The sequence below is a fragment of the Actinomadura citrea genome, from assembly GCF_013409045.1.
Taxonomy (GTDB): Bacteria; Actinomycetota; Actinomycetes; order Streptosporangiales; family Streptosporangiaceae; genus Spirillospora; species Spirillospora citrea.
In genome coordinates this window covers 2,412,167-2,430,487 of the sequence record NZ_JACCBT010000001.1, presented here as the reverse complement: position 1 = coordinate 2,430,487, position 18,321 = coordinate 2,412,167, and the positions used below count along the sequence as shown (strand labels likewise).

Sequence of the window (18,321 nt, the reverse complement as noted above, 5' to 3'; positions counted from 1 at the left end):
AGTGGTCACTTCGCCTCCACCAGTTCCGGGGCCTTGGCCAGCAGCGGGCCGCCCCAGCGGTCTTCGAGGGCCCGCTCGACGGCGGCGCCGACGCGGTAGACGCGGTCGTCGCCGAGGACGGGGGCCATGATCTGCAGGCCGACGGGCAGGCCGTCCGACAGACCGCACGGCACCGAGATCGCGGCGTTGCCGGTGAGGTTGGCCGGGATCGTGCACAGGTCGGCCAGGTACATGGCGATCGGGTCGTCGGCGCGCTCGCCGATCGGGAACGCGGTGGTCGGCGTGGTCGGCGAGACCAGCACGTCCACCTGCTCGAACGCGGCCTCGAAGTCGCGCTTGATCAGCGTGCGGACCTGCTGCGCCTTGCCGTAGTAGGCGTCGTAGTAGCCCGACGACAGCGCGTAGGTGCCGAGCATGATGCGCCGCTTGACCTCGGGCCCGAAGCCCTCCGCGCGGGTCAGCGCCATGACCTCCTCGGCGCTGCGGCTGCCGTCGTCGCCGACGCGCAGGCCGTACCGCATCGCGTCGAAGCGCGCCAGGTTGGACGAGCACTCCGACGGCGCGATCAGGTAGTAGGCGGGCAGCGCGTAGGAGAAGTGCGGGCAGGACACCTCGACGACCTTCGCGCCGAGGGACTCCAGCAGCTCGACCGCCTCGTTGAAGCGCGCGGAGACGCCCGCCTGGTAGCCGTCGCCCGCGAACTCCTTCACGACCCCGACGCGCAGCCCGTTGACGTCGCCGCGGCGCGCGGCCTCCACGACCGGCGGGACGGCCTCCTCCACCGAGGTGGAGTCCATCACGTCGTGGCCGCTGAACGCCTCGTGCAGCAGCGCCGCGTCCAGCACGTTGCGGGCGAACGGGCCCGGCGTGTCGAGCGAGGACGCGAACGCGATGACGCCGTAGCGGGACGAGCCGCCGTAGGTGGGCTTCATGCCGACGATGCCGGTGACCGAGGCGGGCTGCCGGATGGAGCCGCCGGTGTCGGTGCCGGTGGACAGCGGCGCCTCGTACGCGGCGACCGCCGCCGACGACCCGCCGGACGACCCGCCCGGGACCCGCTCCAGGTCCCACGGGTTGCGGGAGGTGAGGTAGGCGCTGTTCTCCGTGGACGAGCCCATCGCGAACTCGTCCATGTTCGTCTTGCCGAGGATCACCAGCCCGGCCTGCCGCAGCCGCGCCGTCACGGTCGCGTCGTACGGCGGCCGCCAGCCCTCAAGGATCTTGGATCCGGCGGTGGTGGGCATGTCCACGGTGGTGAACACGTCCTTGTGCGCGATGGGGACGCCGGCCAGCGGGCCGAGCTCCTCCCCCGCCGCGCGCCGCTCGTCCACCCCGCGGGCCTGCGCCAGCGTCGTCTCGCGGTCGACGTGCAGGAACGCGTTGACGCTGCCGTCCACCGCCGCGATGCGGTCCAGGTGCGCCTCGGCCACCTCGACGGCCGACGCCTCACCGGCGGCGATCAGCTTCCCGAGCTCCGCCGCACTCTTCCTCACCAGCTCACTCACCGGTTAGGCCTCCTCATCGAGGATCCGCGGCACGCGGAAGCGCTGCCCCTCGGCGGCCGGGGCGCCGGCGAGGGCCTGCTCGGGCCGGAGGCACTGTCGCACCTCGTCCGTCCGGTAGACGTTGGTCAGCGGCAGCGCGTGGGAGGTGGGCGGGATGTCCTCCGCCGCGACCTCCTGCACCCGCGCGACCGCGGAGATGATCTGGTCGAGCTGGGCGGCGAGATGGTCGAGCTCATCGTCGCCGAGCGCCAGCCGGGACAGCCGGGCGAGGTGCGACACCTCGTCACGGGTGATGGCGGACATTCGAGAAACCGTTCGTGCGATGAAGTGGGTTCACGGCCATCCTATGGGCCCGCACCCCCGCATCCCGACCCGTTTACGCGGGCGCGCCCGCGGCAGGTCGCCGGGATCGCCCGTTTCATCCCCGCACGGAGGGAACGCTTCTTGCGTCCACCCCCGGGACGAGCGAGAGGAGACCGCCGTGACCATCGGCGGCAGCATCGCCCTGATCATTATCGGCGCGATCCTGGCATACGCAGTGAACTACGACATCAGCGGGATCGACATCCGGCTGGTCGGCGTCATCCTGATGATCGGCGGCGTGATCGGCCTGGTCGTCGGCATCGTGCGGATCATGTCCGCCCGCCGCGCCGTCGATCGCCGGCCCCCGCCGGCGGCGGTGCGCGAGGAGTACTACCCGGACGACTACGAGGCCCGGCGCCGCTACTGACCCCGGCACCGCGGGTACCGCCGCACGCAGCACGCCCGTCAGCGGACAGGGCGCCGCCTTCCCCAGGCGGCGCCCTGCCGGGCGTGTGGCGAAGCTCCGGCAGAGGACGACACCTCCAGCCGCGCGAACAGGACCTGGTGGAGGGCGACGGCAGCGGGTCGGGCGGGGTCAGGCGCCTCCGGGGGCCTTGACCGAGGGGACGGCGAAGGAGTACAGCCATTCTGTGGCCGCCGCGGCGTCCATGGGGCGGCAGAAGTGCCAGCCCTGCGCGGCGTCGCAGCCCATCTCGCGGAGCCTCTCGGCGGTCTCGGGGTCCTCGACGCCCTCGGCGACCGAACGCAGGCCGAGGGTGCGGACGAGGTCGACGATCGAGCGGACGATGACGGCGTCGTCGGGCGAGTCGGCCAGGCGCTGCACGAACGAGGAGTCGATCTTGATCTCCTCGACGGGCAGGCGCTTGAGCCGGACGAGGGAGGAGTAGCCGGTGCCGAAGTCGTCCAGGCTGAGCGGGATGCCGAGCTCGGCGAGGGCGCTCACCGTGTCGGAGGCGTAGGCGGGCTCGTTCATCAGGATGCGCTCGGTGATCTCCAACTGGAGCGCGGCGGCGGGCAGGCCGCGGGCGAGCAGGCCCTCCTCGATGACCTCGGTGAGGCCGGTGTCGAGCAGGTCGCGTCCCGAGGCGTTCACCGCGACCTGGACGGGCATGTCCGCCCGCCACCACGCGGCGGTCTGGGCGAGCGCGGCCTGCACCACGTAGTGGGTGATCGAGCGCATCAGGTAGGTCTGCTCGGCCACCGACAGGAACGCCTCGGGTTCCAGGAGGCCCTTGTCGGGGTGGCGCCAGCGCAGCAGGGCCTCCATGCCGACGAGGTGGCCGTCCCGCAGCGCGATCTTCGGCTGGTAGAACAGCTCCAGCTCGGAGCGGTCGAGGGCGCGGCGCAGGTCGCCGAGCATGCTGAGCCGGGCCGGGGAGTTGCGGTCCTTGCCGGGCGAGTACGTCTCGACGCCGGTCCGGGCCTCCTTGGCGTTGTACATGGCGACGTCGGCGCGTTGCAGCAGCAGCTCGAAGTCGGGCGCGTGGTCGGGGAACAGCGCGATGCCGACGCTGGCCTCCAGGTCGAACGACATGCCGTCCAGCCGGACCGGTTCGGAGAGCGCGGCGCGCAGCCGGGCGGCGACCTCGCGGGCGGCGGCCTCGTCCCGCACGGTGGGCAGCAGCACCGCGAACTCGTCTCCGCCGAGCCGCGCGACGAGGTCGCCGGGGCGGACGCTGTGGGTGAGCCGGTGCGCGACGAGCTGCAGCAGCCGGTCGCCGGTGGGGTGCCCGAGGGTGTCGTTGACCTCCTTGAACCGGTCGAGGTCGAGCAGGAACAGGCCGGCGCGGTGGTCCGGCGGGTCGGCCGCCTTGCGCCGCCGGGCTCCGAGGCCGGCGGCGCGCGGGAGGCGCCGGTCCGCGCCGCGCGCCTCGGCGAGGGCCTCCTCGGTGCGGACGATCAGCAGCTTGCGGTTGGGCAGGCCGGTCAGTCCGTCGTGCAGCGCCTGGTGCTCGCGCCGGACCGAGACGGAGGCGTTGAGGTAGACGGCGATGAACGGCAGGACGATCAGTGGCACGAAGACGGCGGACCGGTCCATCGCGATCACCATCAGCGGGGCGAGACCGAGCAGCGCCAGGTGCACGAGGACCTGGTAGGCGAGGTCCCAGCGGAGCGACTTCACGAGCGACACGCGGGCGTGCAGCGCGACGGCGGCGCCGACGAGGGTGTCGTTGCAGACGAAGTAGACGGTGCCGGCGAGCGCGATCGCGGGCAGGTCGGAGCCGTGCGGCACCCACAGCTGCGAGGGGGTCGCGAGGTCGCCGGAGAGCGCGAGGACGAGCTGGGCGGCGGCCAGGCTGAGCGTGTACTGGGCGACGTTGAAGGCGATGCGGTGCGGGGAGCGGGCGCGGAAGATCCCGCAGGTGATCACGGCGACGGCCTGGAGGGCGGCCGCGATGGGCAGCCCCGCGTACAGCAGCGCGGCGAACGAGAACGTCGTCGAGGTGGTGGCGCCGTTGTTCTCGGTGCTGCCGGGCGTGATGATCGGCCGCAGCTCGCCGAAGATGATGAAGCAGCCGAGGATCCAGAACACGGGGGTCCCGGCGAGGGCGTCGAGGTCGGCGCGGGTCAGCCCGGAGAACGCGGCGACTCCGGCGGCGACGCCGAGCAGGATGACGACGACGAAGTAGATCCACAACGGGGAGCCACGGCGTGGCGCCGTGTTCCGCGTGTTGTTCGGGTCCTTCATCACATCCTCGGGGGGCTTCGGGGGGCCGGCCCCCGGCACCGGGCGTCCCCGACCTCGGGGGACGCCCCCCGGGTGTTACGTCCGGAGATTTCAGGTGTGGGTCGTGATGTGAGGGAGAGTACGGCCTTTGCTCAACTTCGCGAAACCGGTTGCGTACGTTCCGTTATTTCCTTTCCACGCCCGTCCCTCGTCGGTGGGTAGTGGAAGTGTACCCCTGAGTAACGCAACCCTGGTCGAAACCCCTGCAACCACACCGTGTTAGGCGTCGGCGCGCATAGTTACGTTTTTGGCCGCATCTGGCCCATCGGAGAGCAGGACCCGGAACCCGTCCTCGGCCAGGACCGGCACGCCCAACTTGACCGCCTTGTCGTATTTCGACCCTGGACTGTCGCCGACGACCACGAAGCCCGTCTTCTTCGACACCGAGCCGGACACCTTCCCGCCGAGCCGCTGCACCGCCTCGGTCGCCGAGTCGCGGCTGAACCCCTCCAGCGATCCGGTGATCACGACGGTGACGCCCTCCAGCGGGCGCGGGCCCGCGGCGCCCTCGTCCTCCATCCGGACCCCTGCGGCCCGCCACTTGTCGACGATCTCGCGGTGCCAGGGCTCCTCGAACCACTTCTTGATCGACGCTGCGATGGTGGGCCCGACGCCGTCGACCGCGGCGAGCTCCTCCTCCGTCGCCTCGGCGATCGCGTCCAGCGAGCGCATCTCGCGCGCGAGGTCCTGGGCGGCGGACGGCCCCACGTGCCGGATCGACAGCGCCACCAGCACCCGCCACAGGGGCTGCCGCTTGGCCTTCTCCAGCTCCTCGAAGAGGATCTCGACCGTCTTCTTCGGCTCGCCCTCCTTGTTGGCGAAGAACGACACGACCTTCGGCTCGCCGGTCTTCGGGTCGGTCTTGGTCGTGCCGGTCCGCTGGTCGAGGACGAGGCTCCTGATCGGGAGCAGCTGGTCGACGGTGATGTGGAACAGGTCGCCCTCGTTCTTGACCGGCGGGTCGCTCGGCTCCAGCGGCTGGGTGAGCGCGGTCGCCGCGACGTACCCGAGCGCCTCGATGTCGAGCACCTTGCGGCTCGCCAGGTAGAACAGCCGCTCGCGCAGCTGGCCGGGGCAGCTCTCGGCGTTCGGGCAGCGGATGTCGACGTCGCCCTCCTTCTCGTACGCCAGCTCGGTCCCGCACTCGGGGCAGGTGCCGGGCATGACGAACTCGCGCTCGGACCCGTCGCGCAGCCCCGTCACCGGCGCGACGATCTCGGGGATGACGTCGCCCGCCTTGCGCAGGACGACCGTGTCGCCGATCAGCACGCCCTTGCGCCTGACCTCGCTCGCGTTGTGCAGCGTCGCCCGCTCGACCGTGGACCCGGCGACCTTGATCGGCTCCATCACCCCGTAGGGGGTGACGCGCCCGGTCCGTCCCACTCCGACCTTGATGTCGAGGAGCTTGGTGTTGACCTCCTCCGGCGGGTACTTCCACGCGATCGCCCAGCGCGGTGCCCGGCTCGTGGACCCGAGCCGCCGCTGCAGCGCGAACTGGTCGACCTTGACGACGACCCCGTCGATCTCGTAGGCGGTGCCGTGCCGGTCCTCGCCGTACTCCTCGATGTACTCGCGCACGGCGGCGAGCCCGCCGACGACCTTGTAGCGGTCGCTGACCGGCAGCCCCCAGCCGCGCATCAGTTCGTACGCGCCGGACTGGCTGTCGGGCTGCTTTCCGCCCCGCCACGCGCCGAACCCGTGCACGAGCATGCCGAGCGGCCGGTGCGCGGTGACGCGCGGGTCCTTCTGCCGCAGCGAGCCCGCCGCCGCGTTGCGGGGGTTGGCGAAGGGCTCCTTGCCCGCCTCGATCTGGACCGCGTTGACCTGCTCGAACCCCTCGACCGGCAGGAAGACCTCGCCGCGGACCTCCAGCACGTCGGGCCAGCCGTCGCCGGCCAGCCGGCTCGGGATGTCGGCGATGGTGCGCACGTTGTTGGTGACGTCCTCGCCGGTGCGGCCGTCGCCGCGGGTGACCCCGCGCGTGAGCCGCCCGTTCTCGTAGGTCAGCGCGATCGCCAGGCCGTCGATCTTCAGTTCGCACAGGTAGCCGGCGACCTCGCCGACCTCCTTGACGACCCGCTCGTCCCAGGCGAGCAGCTCGTCGGCGCTCATCGCGTTGTCCAGGCTCTGCATCCGCTCAAGGTGCCGGACGGTCGCGAAGTCGGTGACGATGGGCGCGCCGACCCGCTGCGTCGGCGAGTCGGGCGTGACCAGCTCCGGATGCCGCTCCTCCAGCGCGTGGATGTCGCGCATCATCCGGTCGTACTCGGCGTCGGAGAGCGTCGGCTGGTCGAGGACGTAGTACCGGTAGTTGGCCTCGTCGAGCCGCTCGCTCAGCTCCTTGTGGCGCTGCCGCGCCTCGGCCGGAACGCCGTCGCTCATGGTCATGCCCCTATTCTCGCCAACGGGACCGACAATATGAGCCCTCGGCGCGCCCTTCTAGAGAGCCGCTTCGTAGAGCATCCGGGCCGTGTCCCGGCAGCGTCCGAGGGCCGCCCGGACGTACCGCGGCGACGCGCCCGCCATCCCGCACGCCGGGGTGATCACGACTTGCTCCGCCAGCCGCTGCGCCGGGAACCCGAAGCGGCGCCACAGCTCCCGCACCGGCTCGGCGGTCTCCTGGAGGGACGGCAGTGCGGCGTCGGTCGCGGGCACCGCGCCGAGGAACAGGCCGATCCCCGCGTCGATCGCCTCCCCCACGACGTCGTCGTCGCGCTTCGGGAGCAGCCGCAGGTCGACCGAAAGCGCCTTCGCCCCGGCTCCGCGCAGCAGCCCGTACGGGACGTTCCGGGCGCAGCAGTGCACGACGGGGAACGCGTCCGCCGCGTCGATCACCGTGCGCAGCGCCTCCTCGGCGACCGGCTCCTCGATCGCCCGCAGCCGCGAGAACCCGCTGGCGGTCGGGACCGTCCCGGCGAGCGCGGCGGGCAGGCCGGGCTCGTCCAGCTGGAGGACGATCTGAGCCGCCGGGAGCCGCCGCCGGACGTCGGCCACGTGCCCCGCGACGCCCTCGGCCAGCGAGGCGACCAGGTCCCGGACGGCGCCGGGGTCCCTCAGCGCCCGGTCGCCGTGCCGCAGCTCGATCGAGGCGGCCAGCGTCCACGGCCCGCACACCTGGATCTTGAACGGGCCGTCGTGGCCGCCCGCGACCTCCTCCAGGACGTCCAGGTCGCGGGCGAGATGGTCGCGGGAGCGCTGCGTGTCGCGTCCGGGGCGGTCGGAGAACCGCCACCCGGACGGCTCCAGGTGCACGGGCATCTCGACCAGCAGCCCGGCGGTCCGTCCCGCCAGGTCGGCGCCCGGGCCGCGCGCGGGCAGCTCGGGCAGGTGCGGCAGCTCGGGCAACTCGCCGAGGACGACCCGCAGCGCCTCGGCGGGGTCCTCTCCCGGATAGGACCCGACGCCGGTCGCCGTCCCGGTCTGCCACGGAAAGCTCGTCACCCTGGAAAGCCTATCGGCGCCGCGGCGCGGCGATCACGGCAGCGCGGCGGCCCGGTCGAGGTTCAGGCGGGAACGCGTGCGGCCTCCGCGATCGTGGCCGAGGCGAGGACGCGGTCGCCGTCGTAGAGGACGGCGGCCTGGCCGGTCGCCACGCCGCGCGCGGGAGTGGCCAGGCGGATGCGCAGCTCGTCCCCGGCCTGCTCGGCCGTGCAGGCGTAGACCTCGCCGTGCGCGCGAAGCTGGACCCGGCAGTCGAACGGACCCTCGGGGGCCTCGCTCAGCCACACCGGGCGCTCGCCGGTGATCTGGTGGACGTCCAGCGACTCGCGCGGGCCCACCGTCACGGTGTTCGTGACCGGCGAGATGTCCAGGACGTAGCGGGGCCGCCCGTCCGGCGCCGGGGTGCCGATCCGCAGGCCCTTGCGCTGCCCGATCGTGTAGGCGTAGGCGCCGTCGTGCTCGCCGACCTCGTTGCCGTCGGCGTCGACGATCGGGCCGGGCGCCGCCCCCAGCCGCTCGGCCAGGAAGCCGCGCGTGTCGCCGTCGGCGATGAAGCAGATGTCGTGGCTGTCGGGCTTGTCGGCCACCTGGAGCCCGCGCCGCTCCGCCTCCAGCCGGATGTCGGCCTTGGAGGTGTCGCCGAGCGGGAACAGGGCGTGCGCGAGCTGCTCGGGCGTGCAGACGGCCAGCACGTACGACTGGTCCTTGCCCGCGTCGACGCCGCGGCGCAGGACGCCGCCGTCCAGCCGCGCGTAGTGGCCGGTGCAGACGGCGTCGAACCCGAGGGCCATCGCGCGGTCCAGCAGCGCCGCGAACTTGATCTTCTCGTTGCAGCGCAGGCACGGGTTCGGGGTGCGGCCCGCCGCGTACTCGCTGACGAAGTCCTCCACCACGTCCCTGTGGAAGCGCTCGGCGAGGTCCCACACGTAGAACGGGATCCCGATCACGTCGGCGGCGCGGCGGGCGTCCCGGGAGTCCTCCAGGGTGCAGCAGCCTCGCGCCCCCGTCCGGTACGACTGGGGGTTGCTGGACAGGGCCATGTGGACGCCGGTCACATCGTGCCCGGCATCGGCGGCACGGGCGGCGGCCACGGCGGAGTCGACGCCGCCCGACATGGCGGCGAGTACACGGAGAGGCATAGTCCTTCGAGCGTACGCGGCGTGGCCCGGTCCCCCGACTCCATTTCCGCGTACGATTGGGGCCGCTATGGGAATCTTCCGCCGTCCGCGCGAGGCGTCCGCCGCCGCACCGCCCGCCATCAGCGAGTTCTGGGAGTGGTGGGCGCAGGCCCGCCCCACGATCGAGGCCTCGCTGGCCGCCGGGCCGGATCAGTCCGAGGAGTCCGATCCGGCCGTGCCCGGCGAGGGCCTGTCCGCCGAGACGATGGAGGAGCTGTCCCGCCGCGTCCACAAGATCCATCCCGGGCTGCAGTGGGAGATCGGCGGCGCCGACGACCGGAACCCCTCGCTGACCGTCACCGGCGGCGGCGAGCCCGAGCTGCGCGGCCTGACCGAGCGCTGGGCCCGCTCCGCCCCGGCCGGCTCCGCGGCGGGCGGCTGGAGCTTCCACCCGTCCCGCCAGGCCGACCCGGAGATGCTCGGCCAGGACCTCATCCTCGGCGACCACGAGTTCGACCTGGAGTACGTCCGGCTCGGCATGCGCGCCGACGCCGACCGCGCCCGCGTGCACATCACCGCCTACCACCCCGACTTCCTGTTCGTCTCCGAGGAGCAGCAGCTCCAGGTCGCGCTGAACGTCCTGCACTGGGCGCTCGGCGAGGACGACGTGGCCCGCTGGGTCGGCGAGGTCACGATCGCGACCGAGGCGCCGATCGACTCGCTGCCGCCGTCCATGCTGTCCGCGGTCGTGGAGCAGATCTCCGAGCCGTTCGCCGAGCCCGCCTGGCTGACCGGCGAGGGCCGCACCCCCCGCGGCCACCCCGCCCGCCTCGGCGCCCGGTTCCCGCTGCACCGGCAGGACTACCCGCTCTGCGACCTGCACGTGGCGATCACCGTCCCGTACGCCAACAGCAACCCCGACCGGCTCCCCGTCGAGCCGTCGTCGGGCGCGCTGCGCGCGTTCGAGAAGAAGCTCGCCAAGCTCGGCGACCGCGCCGTCCTCGCCGTCCGCGAGACCGGCGACGGCCTGCGCGTCTTCCACCTGTACGCCGACCCGGACTCCGGCGTCATCTCCGAACTCGACCAACTGGCCGCCGCCTGGCCGGAGGGCAAGGCGAAGGTGGCCTCCACCAACGACCCCGGCTGGAAGGCCCTGTCCCCCTACCAGCCGTGACTTCCAGGGGGCGCCCCCTGGGGCCCCGCCCGAGGGCTAGTTGCTTGCGTCTACCTTGCGGTAGCGGGCTTCGCAGAAGTTGTACAGGCCGAAGGTGATGACGCCCAGGGCGACGGCGACCAGGCCCCAGGGGCCGGCGGGGGTGTCGGTGAACTCCCGGAGGGTGCCGTCCAGGCCCTGGGCCTTGTCGGGCTGGAAACTGATGGCCGCGTAGGCGAGGAAGGCGCCGACTGCGGCGACGACGAGGCCGCGGGCGGTGTTGCCGACCATCGCGAGGGGCTTGACGACGCGGCGGGCGGTGGCGCCCATCTCCCAGCTCTTCAGTTCCTTCATGAACTTGTGCCGGAAGGCGTTCACGACCATGACCGTGCCCACGACGACGAAGCCCACCGCGACCGCCAGGACGAGCCAGCGGCCGCCGGGCGCGTCCATGAGCCGCGCGGTGTAGGTCTTGGACTGCTTGTCGCTCGACGACCCGTGGTGGCCGAACAGGAAGGCCAGGGTCCCGACGAACGCGACCACGTAGATGACGGCGCGTCCGGCCGACCCGAGGCGCTTGGTCGCCTTGTCGCCGTCCGGTACGGGACGGCCGAGCAGGGCCTCCGCGACCTGCCAGAGGACGAGCGCGGCGAAACCGACCGCCATCAGCACGATCAGGAGGAGGCCGCCCGGTTTGTCGGCGATGGTCTCCAGCGCGCCCGTGCGATCGGCCTCCTTCCCGCCGCCGCCGAAGGCGACCTGGAGGGCCAGCCAGCCGATGAGGAGGTAGAGCAGGCCGCGCGCGACCAGCCCCACCCGGGACATGTGGTGGAACCAGGGGTGTCCCGCCGCCTGCTTGAGCCCGTCGCTCACGTCCGTCGTCACGGCCACGCTGTCCCCGTTCAAGGAACGGTCAAACCAGCGTCAGCTGAGACCCGCGCGGCGGGCGCGCTCGACGACCGGGCCGATGGCGTCGGCGAGGGCCTTCACGTCGGCCTCGGTGCTGGTGTGGCCGAGGGAGAAGCGGAGCGAGCCGCGGGCGCGCTCGGCGCCGGCGTCCATGGCGACCAGGACGTGGCTGGGCTGGGAGACGCCCGCCGAGCACGCCGAGCCGGTGGAGCAGGCGATGCCGCGCGCGTCCAGCAGCATGAGCAGGGCGTCGCCCTCGCAGCCGGGGAAGGAGAAGTGCGCGTTGCCGGGAAGGCGGTCGTCGGGATCGCCGTTCAGCACCGCCTCGGGGACGGCGCCCCGCACGGCGGCGATCAGCTCGTCGCGCAGCCCGGCGAGGCGGGCCGCCTCGGCCCCGCGGCGGCCGACCGCGGCCTGGACGGCGGCGGCGAACCCCGCGATGGCGGGGGCGTCGAGGGTCCCGGACCGGACGTCGCGCTCCTGGCCGCCGCCGTGCAGCAGGGGCACCGGGTCGAGGAACACCGGCGGCTTCGGCTTGGCCAGCAGCAGGGCGCCGACGCCGATCGGGCCGCCGAGCTTGTGGCCGGTGATGGTGAGGGCCTGCGCACCGCTCGCCGCGAACCCGACGGGCAGCTGGCCCGCGGCCTGGACGGCGTCGGTGTGCAGAGGGACGCCGCGCTCGCCGGCGGCGGCGGCCAGCTCGGCGACGGGCTGGACGGTGCCGACCTCGTTGTTGGCCCACATCACGGTGGCGAGCGCCACGTCGTCACCGGAGCCGAGCAGTTCGCGCAGCGCCTCGGGGGTGACGCGGCCGAGCCCGTCCACCGGGACGACGTCGACCCGGGCGCCCTCGTGGTCGGCGAGCCACTGGACCGCGTCCAGGACGGCGTGATGCTCGACGGCGCCGACGAGCACGCGGGTGCGGGACGGGTCGGCGGAGCGGCGCGCCCAGTAGATCCCCTTGACCGCGAGGTTGTCGGCCTCGGTGCCGCCGGAGGTGAACACGACCTCGCTCGGGCGGGCGCCGAACGCCTCGGCGATGAGCTCGCGGGACTCCTCCACGACCCGCCGGGCGCGCCGGCCCGCCGCGTGCAGCGAGGAGGGGTTGCCGAGTTCGCGCAGCTCCGCCGTCATCGCCTCGATGGCCTCGGGCAGCATCGGGGTGGTCGCCGCATGGTCGAGGTAGTTCACCACGCGGACAACAGTATCCGCGCCCGCCCTGTTCCCTTCCCGGGCCCGGGGGGCGGCCGGAACCAGCCTGGTGACAGGGCGGAATAGAGGGCGGCGGCCCGCGGTTGGCCGTATACCGTCCAGCCGGTACAGTAGAGGCCGACACAGTGAGGACGTCATGAAACGAGAAGCCCTCTTGGACGCCGCCGAGTCCGTGCTCTTCGAGCAGGGGACGCAGGCGCTGACGCTCAGCGCGGTCGCCGACCGCGCCGGCGTCAGCAAGGGAGGGCTGCTCTACCACTTCCCCACCAAGGAGGAGCTCGTCCGGGCCATGGTGGCGCGGGTCATCGAGGAGTTCGACGGCCTGATCGCCTCCCACGACGACGGCACGCCGGGGTCCTACACCCGCGCCTACGTCGAGGCCACGTTCGAGATCCTCACCGGCGAGGCCCGCGCCTACCGGCGGTGGTCGGCCATCACGGCCGCCGCCGCCGACCCCGAGCAGGCCGAGCCGCTGAACGAGGCGATGCGCCGCTGGCACGGCCGCGACCCGGCGGACGAGCCCGATCCGGGCAACGCGGCGATCGTCAGGCTGGCGGCCGAAGGGCTCTGGGAGGTGGTCAGCCATGACCCCGGGCTGTACGACGCCGAGCAGCTCCGAGCGCTGAGACGGCGGCTCCTGGAGCTGCTGGAGCGCTGACGCCGGGGGCGCCGCACGCGCCCCGTCCGACCTTCCGGACGCTCCGGACCCGCACGGGTTTGGAGCGTTCCATGACGCACGTCACATGATGGCGCACGTCACATGACGGCGCCCGTCGCACAAGACGCATGTCACACCGGGGTGCGCCCCGCCGAGCCGAGAAAGAGGTGAACAATGCTGTTCCGTGCCCGTTCGGGGACGTTCCTGACCTTCGCGCTGGCCGGTCTGCTGACCGGAGTGTGGGTGGCGCGCATGCCCGCGCTGGCCGGCAAGTTCGGGACGAACGAGGGCGAGATCGGCATCGTCGTCCTCGTCTGGGGACTCGGCGCGATCGCGGCCATGCAGGCGCTGCGCGGCGTGATGGCGCGGGCCGGCAGCCGCACCGTCCTGCGGGTCGCCCTGCCGCTGACGGGGCTGTCCTACGTGGGGGTGGCGCTCGCCCCCACCTACGGCGTCCTCCTCGGCGCCGTCGCGCTGTTCGGCATGACGTTCGGGATCACCGACATCGCGATGAACGCGCAGGGCAGCGTCGTCGAGCAGGCGTACCGCCGGTCCGTCATGAGCGGCATGCACGCCGGCTGGTGCGTCGGCGCGATGAGCGGCGGCCTGTTCGGCGTCGCCACGGCCGCGGCCGGTTTCGGGTTCACCGAGACCGTGCTGGTCACCGCGCTGCTGTCGCTGCCCGCCGGGCTCGCTCTCGGCCGCACCTACCTGCCCGACCCCGCCGCGCCCGCCGCGTCCGGAACGGGACGCAGGGCGCGCCGGATGCCCGCCGCCGTCTACCTGATCGGCGTCCTCGCGTTCATCGCGTTCATGACCGAGGGGTCGATCGCCGACTGGAGCGGGCTGCTGCTGCACGACGAGCTCGGCGCGACCGAGGCCGTCGCCGCGGCCGGCTACCCGATGTTCGAGCTGGCGATGCTGCTCGGGCGGCTCGTCGGCGACCGCGTCCGGATGCGGGTCGGCACCCGCCGGCTGCTGGTCGGCGCGGGCCTCGGGACCGCCGTCGGCATGACCGTCGTCGTGCTGGCGCCGGTCCCGGCGGTGGCGATCGCCGGGTTCTTCGTGACCGGGCTCGTGGTCTGCACGGTCGTCCCGACGACGATCTCGCTGGCGGGCTCCGCCGCTCCGGACCGTCCCGCGGCGGCCGTCGCCCAGGTCGGCGCGATGGGCTACGGCGGCCTGCTGCTCGGCCCGGTCGTGGTCGGCTTCCTGTCGGAGGCGACGTCCCTGCGGGTCGGCGTCGGCGTGGTCGTCGTGCTGGCGCTCCTGATCGCGGCGGGCGCCCGGTACGCGCCGCTGCGCACGACCGCGGACATCTCCGTCCCCGCCCCGGCCGAGGCCCCCGCGGAGGCTCCGGCGCCGGGGGCGGGCGACTCCCGGCCGGAACCCGTCGCCGCCTGAGGTCGCGATCCGATATAACCCCTTCCATCAAGGGCGCATGGGGGCGGTATGGGCGGATGGCGGGTTCCGGGCTACAGCGAGATGCGGGTGCTCGGCGAAGGCGCGCAAGGTCGCGTCGTGCTCGCGCGGCACGACGCGACGGGGCGCCCGGCGGCGATCAAGTACCTGGCGCGGCCCCTCGCCGGGGACGCCGAGTTCCGCGAGCGGTTCCGCGGCGAGGCCGACCTGCTCAGCCGGCTGCGCAACCCGTTCGTCGCCCAGCTGTTCGGCCTCGTCGAGGCGCCGGACGGCGCGGCGATCGTCATGGAGGCGGTGGACGGGGCGCCGCTGAAGTCGGTGCTCGCCGAGCGGGGGCCGCTGGCGCCCGAGGCCGCCCTGGCGGTGCTCAAGGGCTCGCTGCTCGGTCTCGCCGCCGCGCACGGCGTCGGCATCGTCCACCGCGACTACAAGCCCGCGAACGTGATCGTGCGCGGCGACGGGCTGAGCAAGCTGATCGACTTCGGCATCGCGGTGGACGCGGGCGCGTCCGGCCGCTCGGGGACGCCCGTCTACATGGCGCCCGAGCAGTGGCGGGACGAGCCCGCCTCCCCCGCGACCGACGTGTACGCGGCGGCGTGCGTGTTCTTCGAGTGCGTGACGGGGCGCCGCCCGTACACCGCCGAGGACCAGGGCGGGCTGATGGGCCGCCACCTCACGGCCCCGATCCCGGTGCAGGACGTCCCCGGGCCGCTCCGCCCGCTGATCGAGCGCGGGCTGGCGAAGAACCCGTGGGACCGCCCGCCGGGCGCCGCCGCGTTCGTCTCCGAGCTGGAGTCGGTCGCGGCGGGCGCGTACGGGCCCGACTGGGAGGGGCGCGGCGTCCGCACTCTCGCGGGCGCCGCCGCCGCGCTGTCGGTGCTGTTCCCGCTGACCGCGCTCGGCCTCGGCTCGGGCGGCGCCTCGGCGGGGGCGGCCGGAGCCGCAGGCGCCGCGGGCGCGGCGGGGTCGGGGGGCGCCGCCGGGACGGGCGGAGCCGGCGCGGCGGGCGCTGCGGGCAAGGGCGTCATCGGCACGCTCGGCGCGAAGGGCGCGGCGGCCGTCGCGGGCGGGACCGCCGCCGTGGCCGTGGGCGGCGGGGCGGCGGTCTACGTGGCGGTCGCGGACCAGCCGAAGCCGATCGTGGCGCGGCTGGCGGCGCTGAGCGAGCCCCGGCAGGACATCGGCCGTGGCATGACGTTCCAGGCGCAGGGCCGGATCGTGCGCGTCACGGGCGGGGACGCCGCGCTCAACCGGAAGATCAACCAGGCGCTCAGGGCGCCGCTCGAACAGCGCTGGGCCAAACTCCGCAACGGCCTGAAGGACATCGGCAACGGCCCCTACACCGACGTCGCCACACCGAAGATCCTCATGCGGAACGACCGGCTGCTGTCGGTGTGGTACACCGTCGAGCTGCGCGGCGAGCGCGGGACGGGCTGGGACCAGTCCCAGGCGGCGACCGTCGACCTGCGGACCGGCGCCTCCTACCGGCCGCTCGACCTGTTCCGCGTCCCGACCGAGCCGGGCCTCAAGCCGCTGGACGGCAAGATCAAGACGCGCCAGCCCGGCGGCGCCTACTGCGGCAGGGGCCAGGCGAGCGGCCTCGGCCTGCCGCAGGGCACCGACAACCCGTCCGCGTTCGTCAGGTCCGGCGAGGTCACCATGGCCCTCACCCCGGCGGGCCTGCGCGTGGCCTTCTACCTCTCGACCCTGGGGTACGAGTCGGCGTGCGGCCAGCTGGACACCGTCCTGCCCTACGCCGAGGTCGGCGACATGGTGAAGCCCGCGCTGCTCAAGGCCGTCCCGTACCCGTCGCCGAAGCGCTCCTGAAGGACGAAGGGCCCCCGAACGACGAAGGGCCCGGCGACGGGAGCGTCGCCGGGCCGTCCGCGCGAGATCACTTGCGCTTGCTGATCTCCTCGGTCAGCTGGGGCGCGACCTGGAACAGGTCGCCCACCACGCCGTAGTCGACGAGCTCGAAGATCGGCGCCTCGGGGTCCTTGTTGACGGCGATGATGGTCTTCGAGGTCTGCATGCCGGCCCGGTGCTGGATGGCGCCGGAGATGCCGACCGCGATGTACAGCTGCGGCGACACCGTCTTGCCGGTCTGGCCGACCTGGAACGAGTGCGGGTACCAGCCGGCGTCGGTCGCGGCGCGGGAGGCGCCGACGGCCGCGCCGAGCGAGTCGGCCAGCCCCTCAATGATCTTGAAGTTCTCCGCGCCGCCGACGCCGCGGCCGCCGGAGACCACGATCGCGGCCTCGGTCAGGTCCGGGCGCTCGCCCTTCTCCTGGACGACCTTCTCCACGATCCTGGCGCCCTTGTCGGCGTCCGAGAGCGTGACCGACACCTGCTCCTCGGCCGGGGTGGCCGCGGACGCCTGGGGCGCGACGGAGTTCGGCCGCACCGCGATGATCGGCGTGCCGGTCTTCACCTTGGCGTGCGCGATGATCCCGCCGCCGAAGATCGAGTGCTCGGCGACGAAGCCGTCGGCGACGTCCACGACGTCGGTGAGCACGCCGGAGCCGGTCTTGACGGCGAGGCGGCCCGCGATCTCCTTGCCCTCGCCGGTCGCGGCCACCAGCACCGCGGCCGGGGACTTCTCGCTCACGAGCTGGGCCAGCAGCGCGGCCTTCGGGGCGACGACGTAGGAGGTCAGCTCCTCGTCGGCCGCCACGTAGACCTTGCCGGCACCGTACTCGGCGAGCCTGTCCCTGGCGTTCTCATAGCCCGGGCCGACCCATACCGCGGCCGCCTCGCCGAGCCGGTTCGCCAGCGTCAGCAGTTCGAGCGTGACCTTCTTGACCTCACCGTCGACATGGTCGACGAGGACGAGAATCTCGGTCATGGTTGAATCCCCTTCCTCGGTCAGACGAACTTCTTCGACGCGAGGAACTCGGCGATCTTCGCACCGCCGTCGCCCTCGTCGGTGACGATCTCGCCCTTCGCGCGCGGCGGCGCCTCGGCGAAGTCGACCACCTCGGTCGCGGCGTTCGCCAGGCCGACCCGGGACGCGTCGATGCCGGCGTCGCCGAGGCCGAGCGTCTCGACCGGCTTCTTCTTGGCCGCCATGATCCCCTTGAACGAGGGGTAGCGCGGCTCGTTGATCTTCTCCACCACGGACACCACCGCGGGCAGGCTGGCCTCGACCCGGTCGAAGCCGTAGTCGGTCTGCCGCTGCACCTTGATGGACGTCCCGTCGATCTCGACCTTGTTGGCGAGCGACAGCTGCGGGACGCCGAGGCGCTCGGCGAGCATCGCGGCGAGCACGCCGGTGCGCGCGTCGGTGGACTCCGCGCCGAGGACGACCAGGTCGAACCCGGTGCGCCCGAGCGCCTGCTCCAGCGCGTACGAGGTCTGCAGCGCGTCGGAGCCGGCGAGGCCGTCGTCGAGGAGGTGGACGGCCTTGTCGGCGCCCATCGCCAGCGACTTGCGGATGGAGTCGGTGGCCTTGCCGGGGCCCATGGTGAGGACGGTCACCTCGCCGCCCTGGGCCTCCTTGATGCGCAGCGCCTCTTCGATGGCGTACTCGTCGAGTTCGTTGATGACGCCGTCCGCCGCGGCGCGGTCGAGCGTGCTGTCATCGGACTTCAGCTTGCGCGGGCTCTCCGTATCGGGAACCTGCTTCACCAGGACGACGATGTTCATGGCCGGTGGCCGACCTCCCTGCACTCAGTTGGCCGCTGAGGTAAGCGGCAGAGGGGCGCCGCCCATGACGGGTCGACGCGGACATGCGCTTTCGCAGTCACAGCCTGCCAAACACCCGAACGTGCTTCGGAGCCGGGTCCCCGGTTCGGCCGTGCACGATAATGTTACTCGTCGGTAGCCTACTGGCAAATCCCAGTTCGTGAGAC

At 73.0% G+C, this 18,321-nt stretch carries 15 protein-coding genes; 5 read left to right on the top strand and 10 right to left on the bottom strand.

All coding sequences use genetic code 11. The features are described 5' to 3' along the window. Positions 1–5 precede the first annotated feature (5 nt). Together gatA and gatC are read right to left on the bottom strand one after the other, a co-directional pair. Positions 6–1,505 (bottom strand): Asp-tRNA(Asn)/Glu-tRNA(Gln) amidotransferase subunit GatA, encoded by a 1,500-nt coding sequence (gene gatA, locus BJ999_RS11410; RefSeq protein ID WP_179833276.1) that lies wholly within the window; start codon positions 1,503–1,505, stop codon positions 6–8. Between the two features lie 3 nt (positions 1,506–1,508). After that, on the bottom strand, positions 1,509–1,808 hold the full coding sequence (gatC, locus tag BJ999_RS11405; protein ID WP_179833275.1) for an Asp-tRNA(Asn)/Glu-tRNA(Gln) amidotransferase subunit GatC: 300 nt from the start codon (positions 1,806–1,808) through the stop codon (positions 1,509–1,511). A 178-nt stretch (positions 1,809–1,986) separates the two neighbouring features. Here gatC and BJ999_RS11400 point away from each other — a divergent pair, with 178 nt between their 5' ends. Continuing rightward, complete coding sequence (locus tag BJ999_RS11400) at positions 1,987–2,235, top strand: DUF6458 family protein (protein ID WP_179833274.1); 249 nt, start codon at positions 1,987–1,989, stop codon at positions 2,233–2,235. Between the two features lie 168 nt (positions 2,236–2,403). On the opposite strand, the gene BJ999_RS11395 is transcribed toward BJ999_RS11400, so the two are convergent. The 4 genes from BJ999_RS11395 to mnmA all read right to left on the bottom strand — a co-directional run bounded on the left by BJ999_RS11395 (position 2,404) and on the right by mnmA (position 9,137). Further along, entirely contained in the window at positions 2,404–4,518 is a 2,115-nt protein-coding gene (locus BJ999_RS11395; protein ID WP_179833273.1) for a putative bifunctional diguanylate cyclase/phosphodiesterase, read from the bottom strand. 258 nt (positions 4,519–4,776) lie between these two features. Then, positions 4,777–6,945, bottom strand: coding sequence for an NAD-dependent DNA ligase LigA (ligA, locus tag BJ999_RS11390; RefSeq protein ID WP_179833272.1), 2,169 nt, complete (start codon positions 6,943–6,945; stop codon positions 4,777–4,779). A 51-nt stretch (positions 6,946–6,996) separates the two neighbouring features. After that, on the bottom strand, positions 6,997–7,998 hold the full coding sequence (locus BJ999_RS11385; protein WP_179833271.1) for a methionine synthase: 1,002 nt from the start codon (positions 7,996–7,998) through the stop codon (positions 6,997–6,999). Between the two features lie 62 nt (positions 7,999–8,060). Continuing rightward, positions 8,061–9,137 carry a tRNA 2-thiouridine(34) synthase MnmA gene (gene mnmA, locus BJ999_RS11380; protein WP_179833270.1) on the bottom strand — a complete coding sequence of 359 codons (1,077 nt, stop codon included), beginning with the start codon at positions 9,135–9,137 and terminating at the stop codon, positions 8,061–8,063. Positions 9,138–9,204: 67 nt separating this feature from the next. Here mnmA and BJ999_RS11375 point away from each other — a divergent pair, with 67 nt between their 5' ends. Continuing rightward, the gene (locus tag BJ999_RS11375; RefSeq protein ID WP_179833269.1) at positions 9,205–10,290 is read left to right on the top strand and encodes a DUF695 domain-containing protein; all 1,086 of its coding nucleotides are present in this window, start codon (positions 9,205–9,207) and stop codon (positions 10,288–10,290) included. 36 nt (positions 10,291–10,326) lie between these two features. Here the strand turns inward: BJ999_RS11375 and BJ999_RS11370 are convergent, their stop codons facing one another. Both BJ999_RS11370 and BJ999_RS11365 read right to left on the bottom strand, forming a co-directional pair. Further along, positions 10,327–11,160 (bottom strand): DUF1206 domain-containing protein, encoded by an 834-nt coding sequence (locus BJ999_RS11370; RefSeq protein WP_229809841.1) that lies wholly within the window; start codon positions 11,158–11,160, stop codon positions 10,327–10,329. Between the two features lie 33 nt (positions 11,161–11,193). Then, positions 11,194–12,369, bottom strand: coding sequence for a cysteine desulfurase family protein (locus BJ999_RS11365; protein ID WP_179838474.1), 1,176 nt, complete (start codon positions 12,367–12,369; stop codon positions 11,194–11,196). Positions 12,370–12,526: 157 nt separating this feature from the next. Between BJ999_RS11365 and BJ999_RS11360 the strand changes: the two genes are divergently transcribed. The 3 genes from BJ999_RS11360 (at position 12,527) to BJ999_RS11350 (ending at position 16,297) form a co-directional block, all read left to right on the top strand. Continuing rightward, positions 12,527–13,048, top strand: a complete 522-nt coding sequence (locus BJ999_RS11360) for a TetR/AcrR family transcriptional regulator (protein ID WP_179833268.1) — start codon at positions 12,527–12,529, stop codon at positions 13,046–13,048. 174 nt (positions 13,049–13,222) lie between these two features. Next, entirely contained in the window at positions 13,223–14,452 is a 1,230-nt protein-coding gene (locus BJ999_RS11355; protein WP_179833267.1) for an MFS transporter, read from the top strand. A 48-nt stretch (positions 14,453–14,500) separates the two neighbouring features. Then, positions 14,501–16,297 carry a serine/threonine-protein kinase gene (locus BJ999_RS11350; RefSeq protein WP_179833266.1) on the top strand — a complete coding sequence of 599 codons (1,797 nt, stop codon included), beginning with the start codon at positions 14,501–14,503 and terminating at the stop codon, positions 16,295–16,297. 67 nt (positions 16,298–16,364) lie between these two features. On the opposite strand, the gene BJ999_RS11345 is transcribed toward BJ999_RS11350, so the two are convergent. Continuing rightward, positions 16,365–17,315 (bottom strand): electron transfer flavoprotein subunit alpha/FixB family protein, encoded by a 951-nt coding sequence (locus BJ999_RS11345; protein WP_179833265.1) that lies wholly within the window; start codon positions 17,313–17,315, stop codon positions 16,365–16,367. 20 nt (positions 17,316–17,335) lie between these two features. Further along, positions 17,336–18,115 (bottom strand): electron transfer flavoprotein subunit beta/FixA family protein, encoded by a 780-nt coding sequence (locus BJ999_RS11340; RefSeq protein ID WP_089312987.1) that lies wholly within the window; start codon positions 18,113–18,115, stop codon positions 17,336–17,338. Between the last annotated feature and the right edge of the window lie 206 nt (positions 18,116–18,321).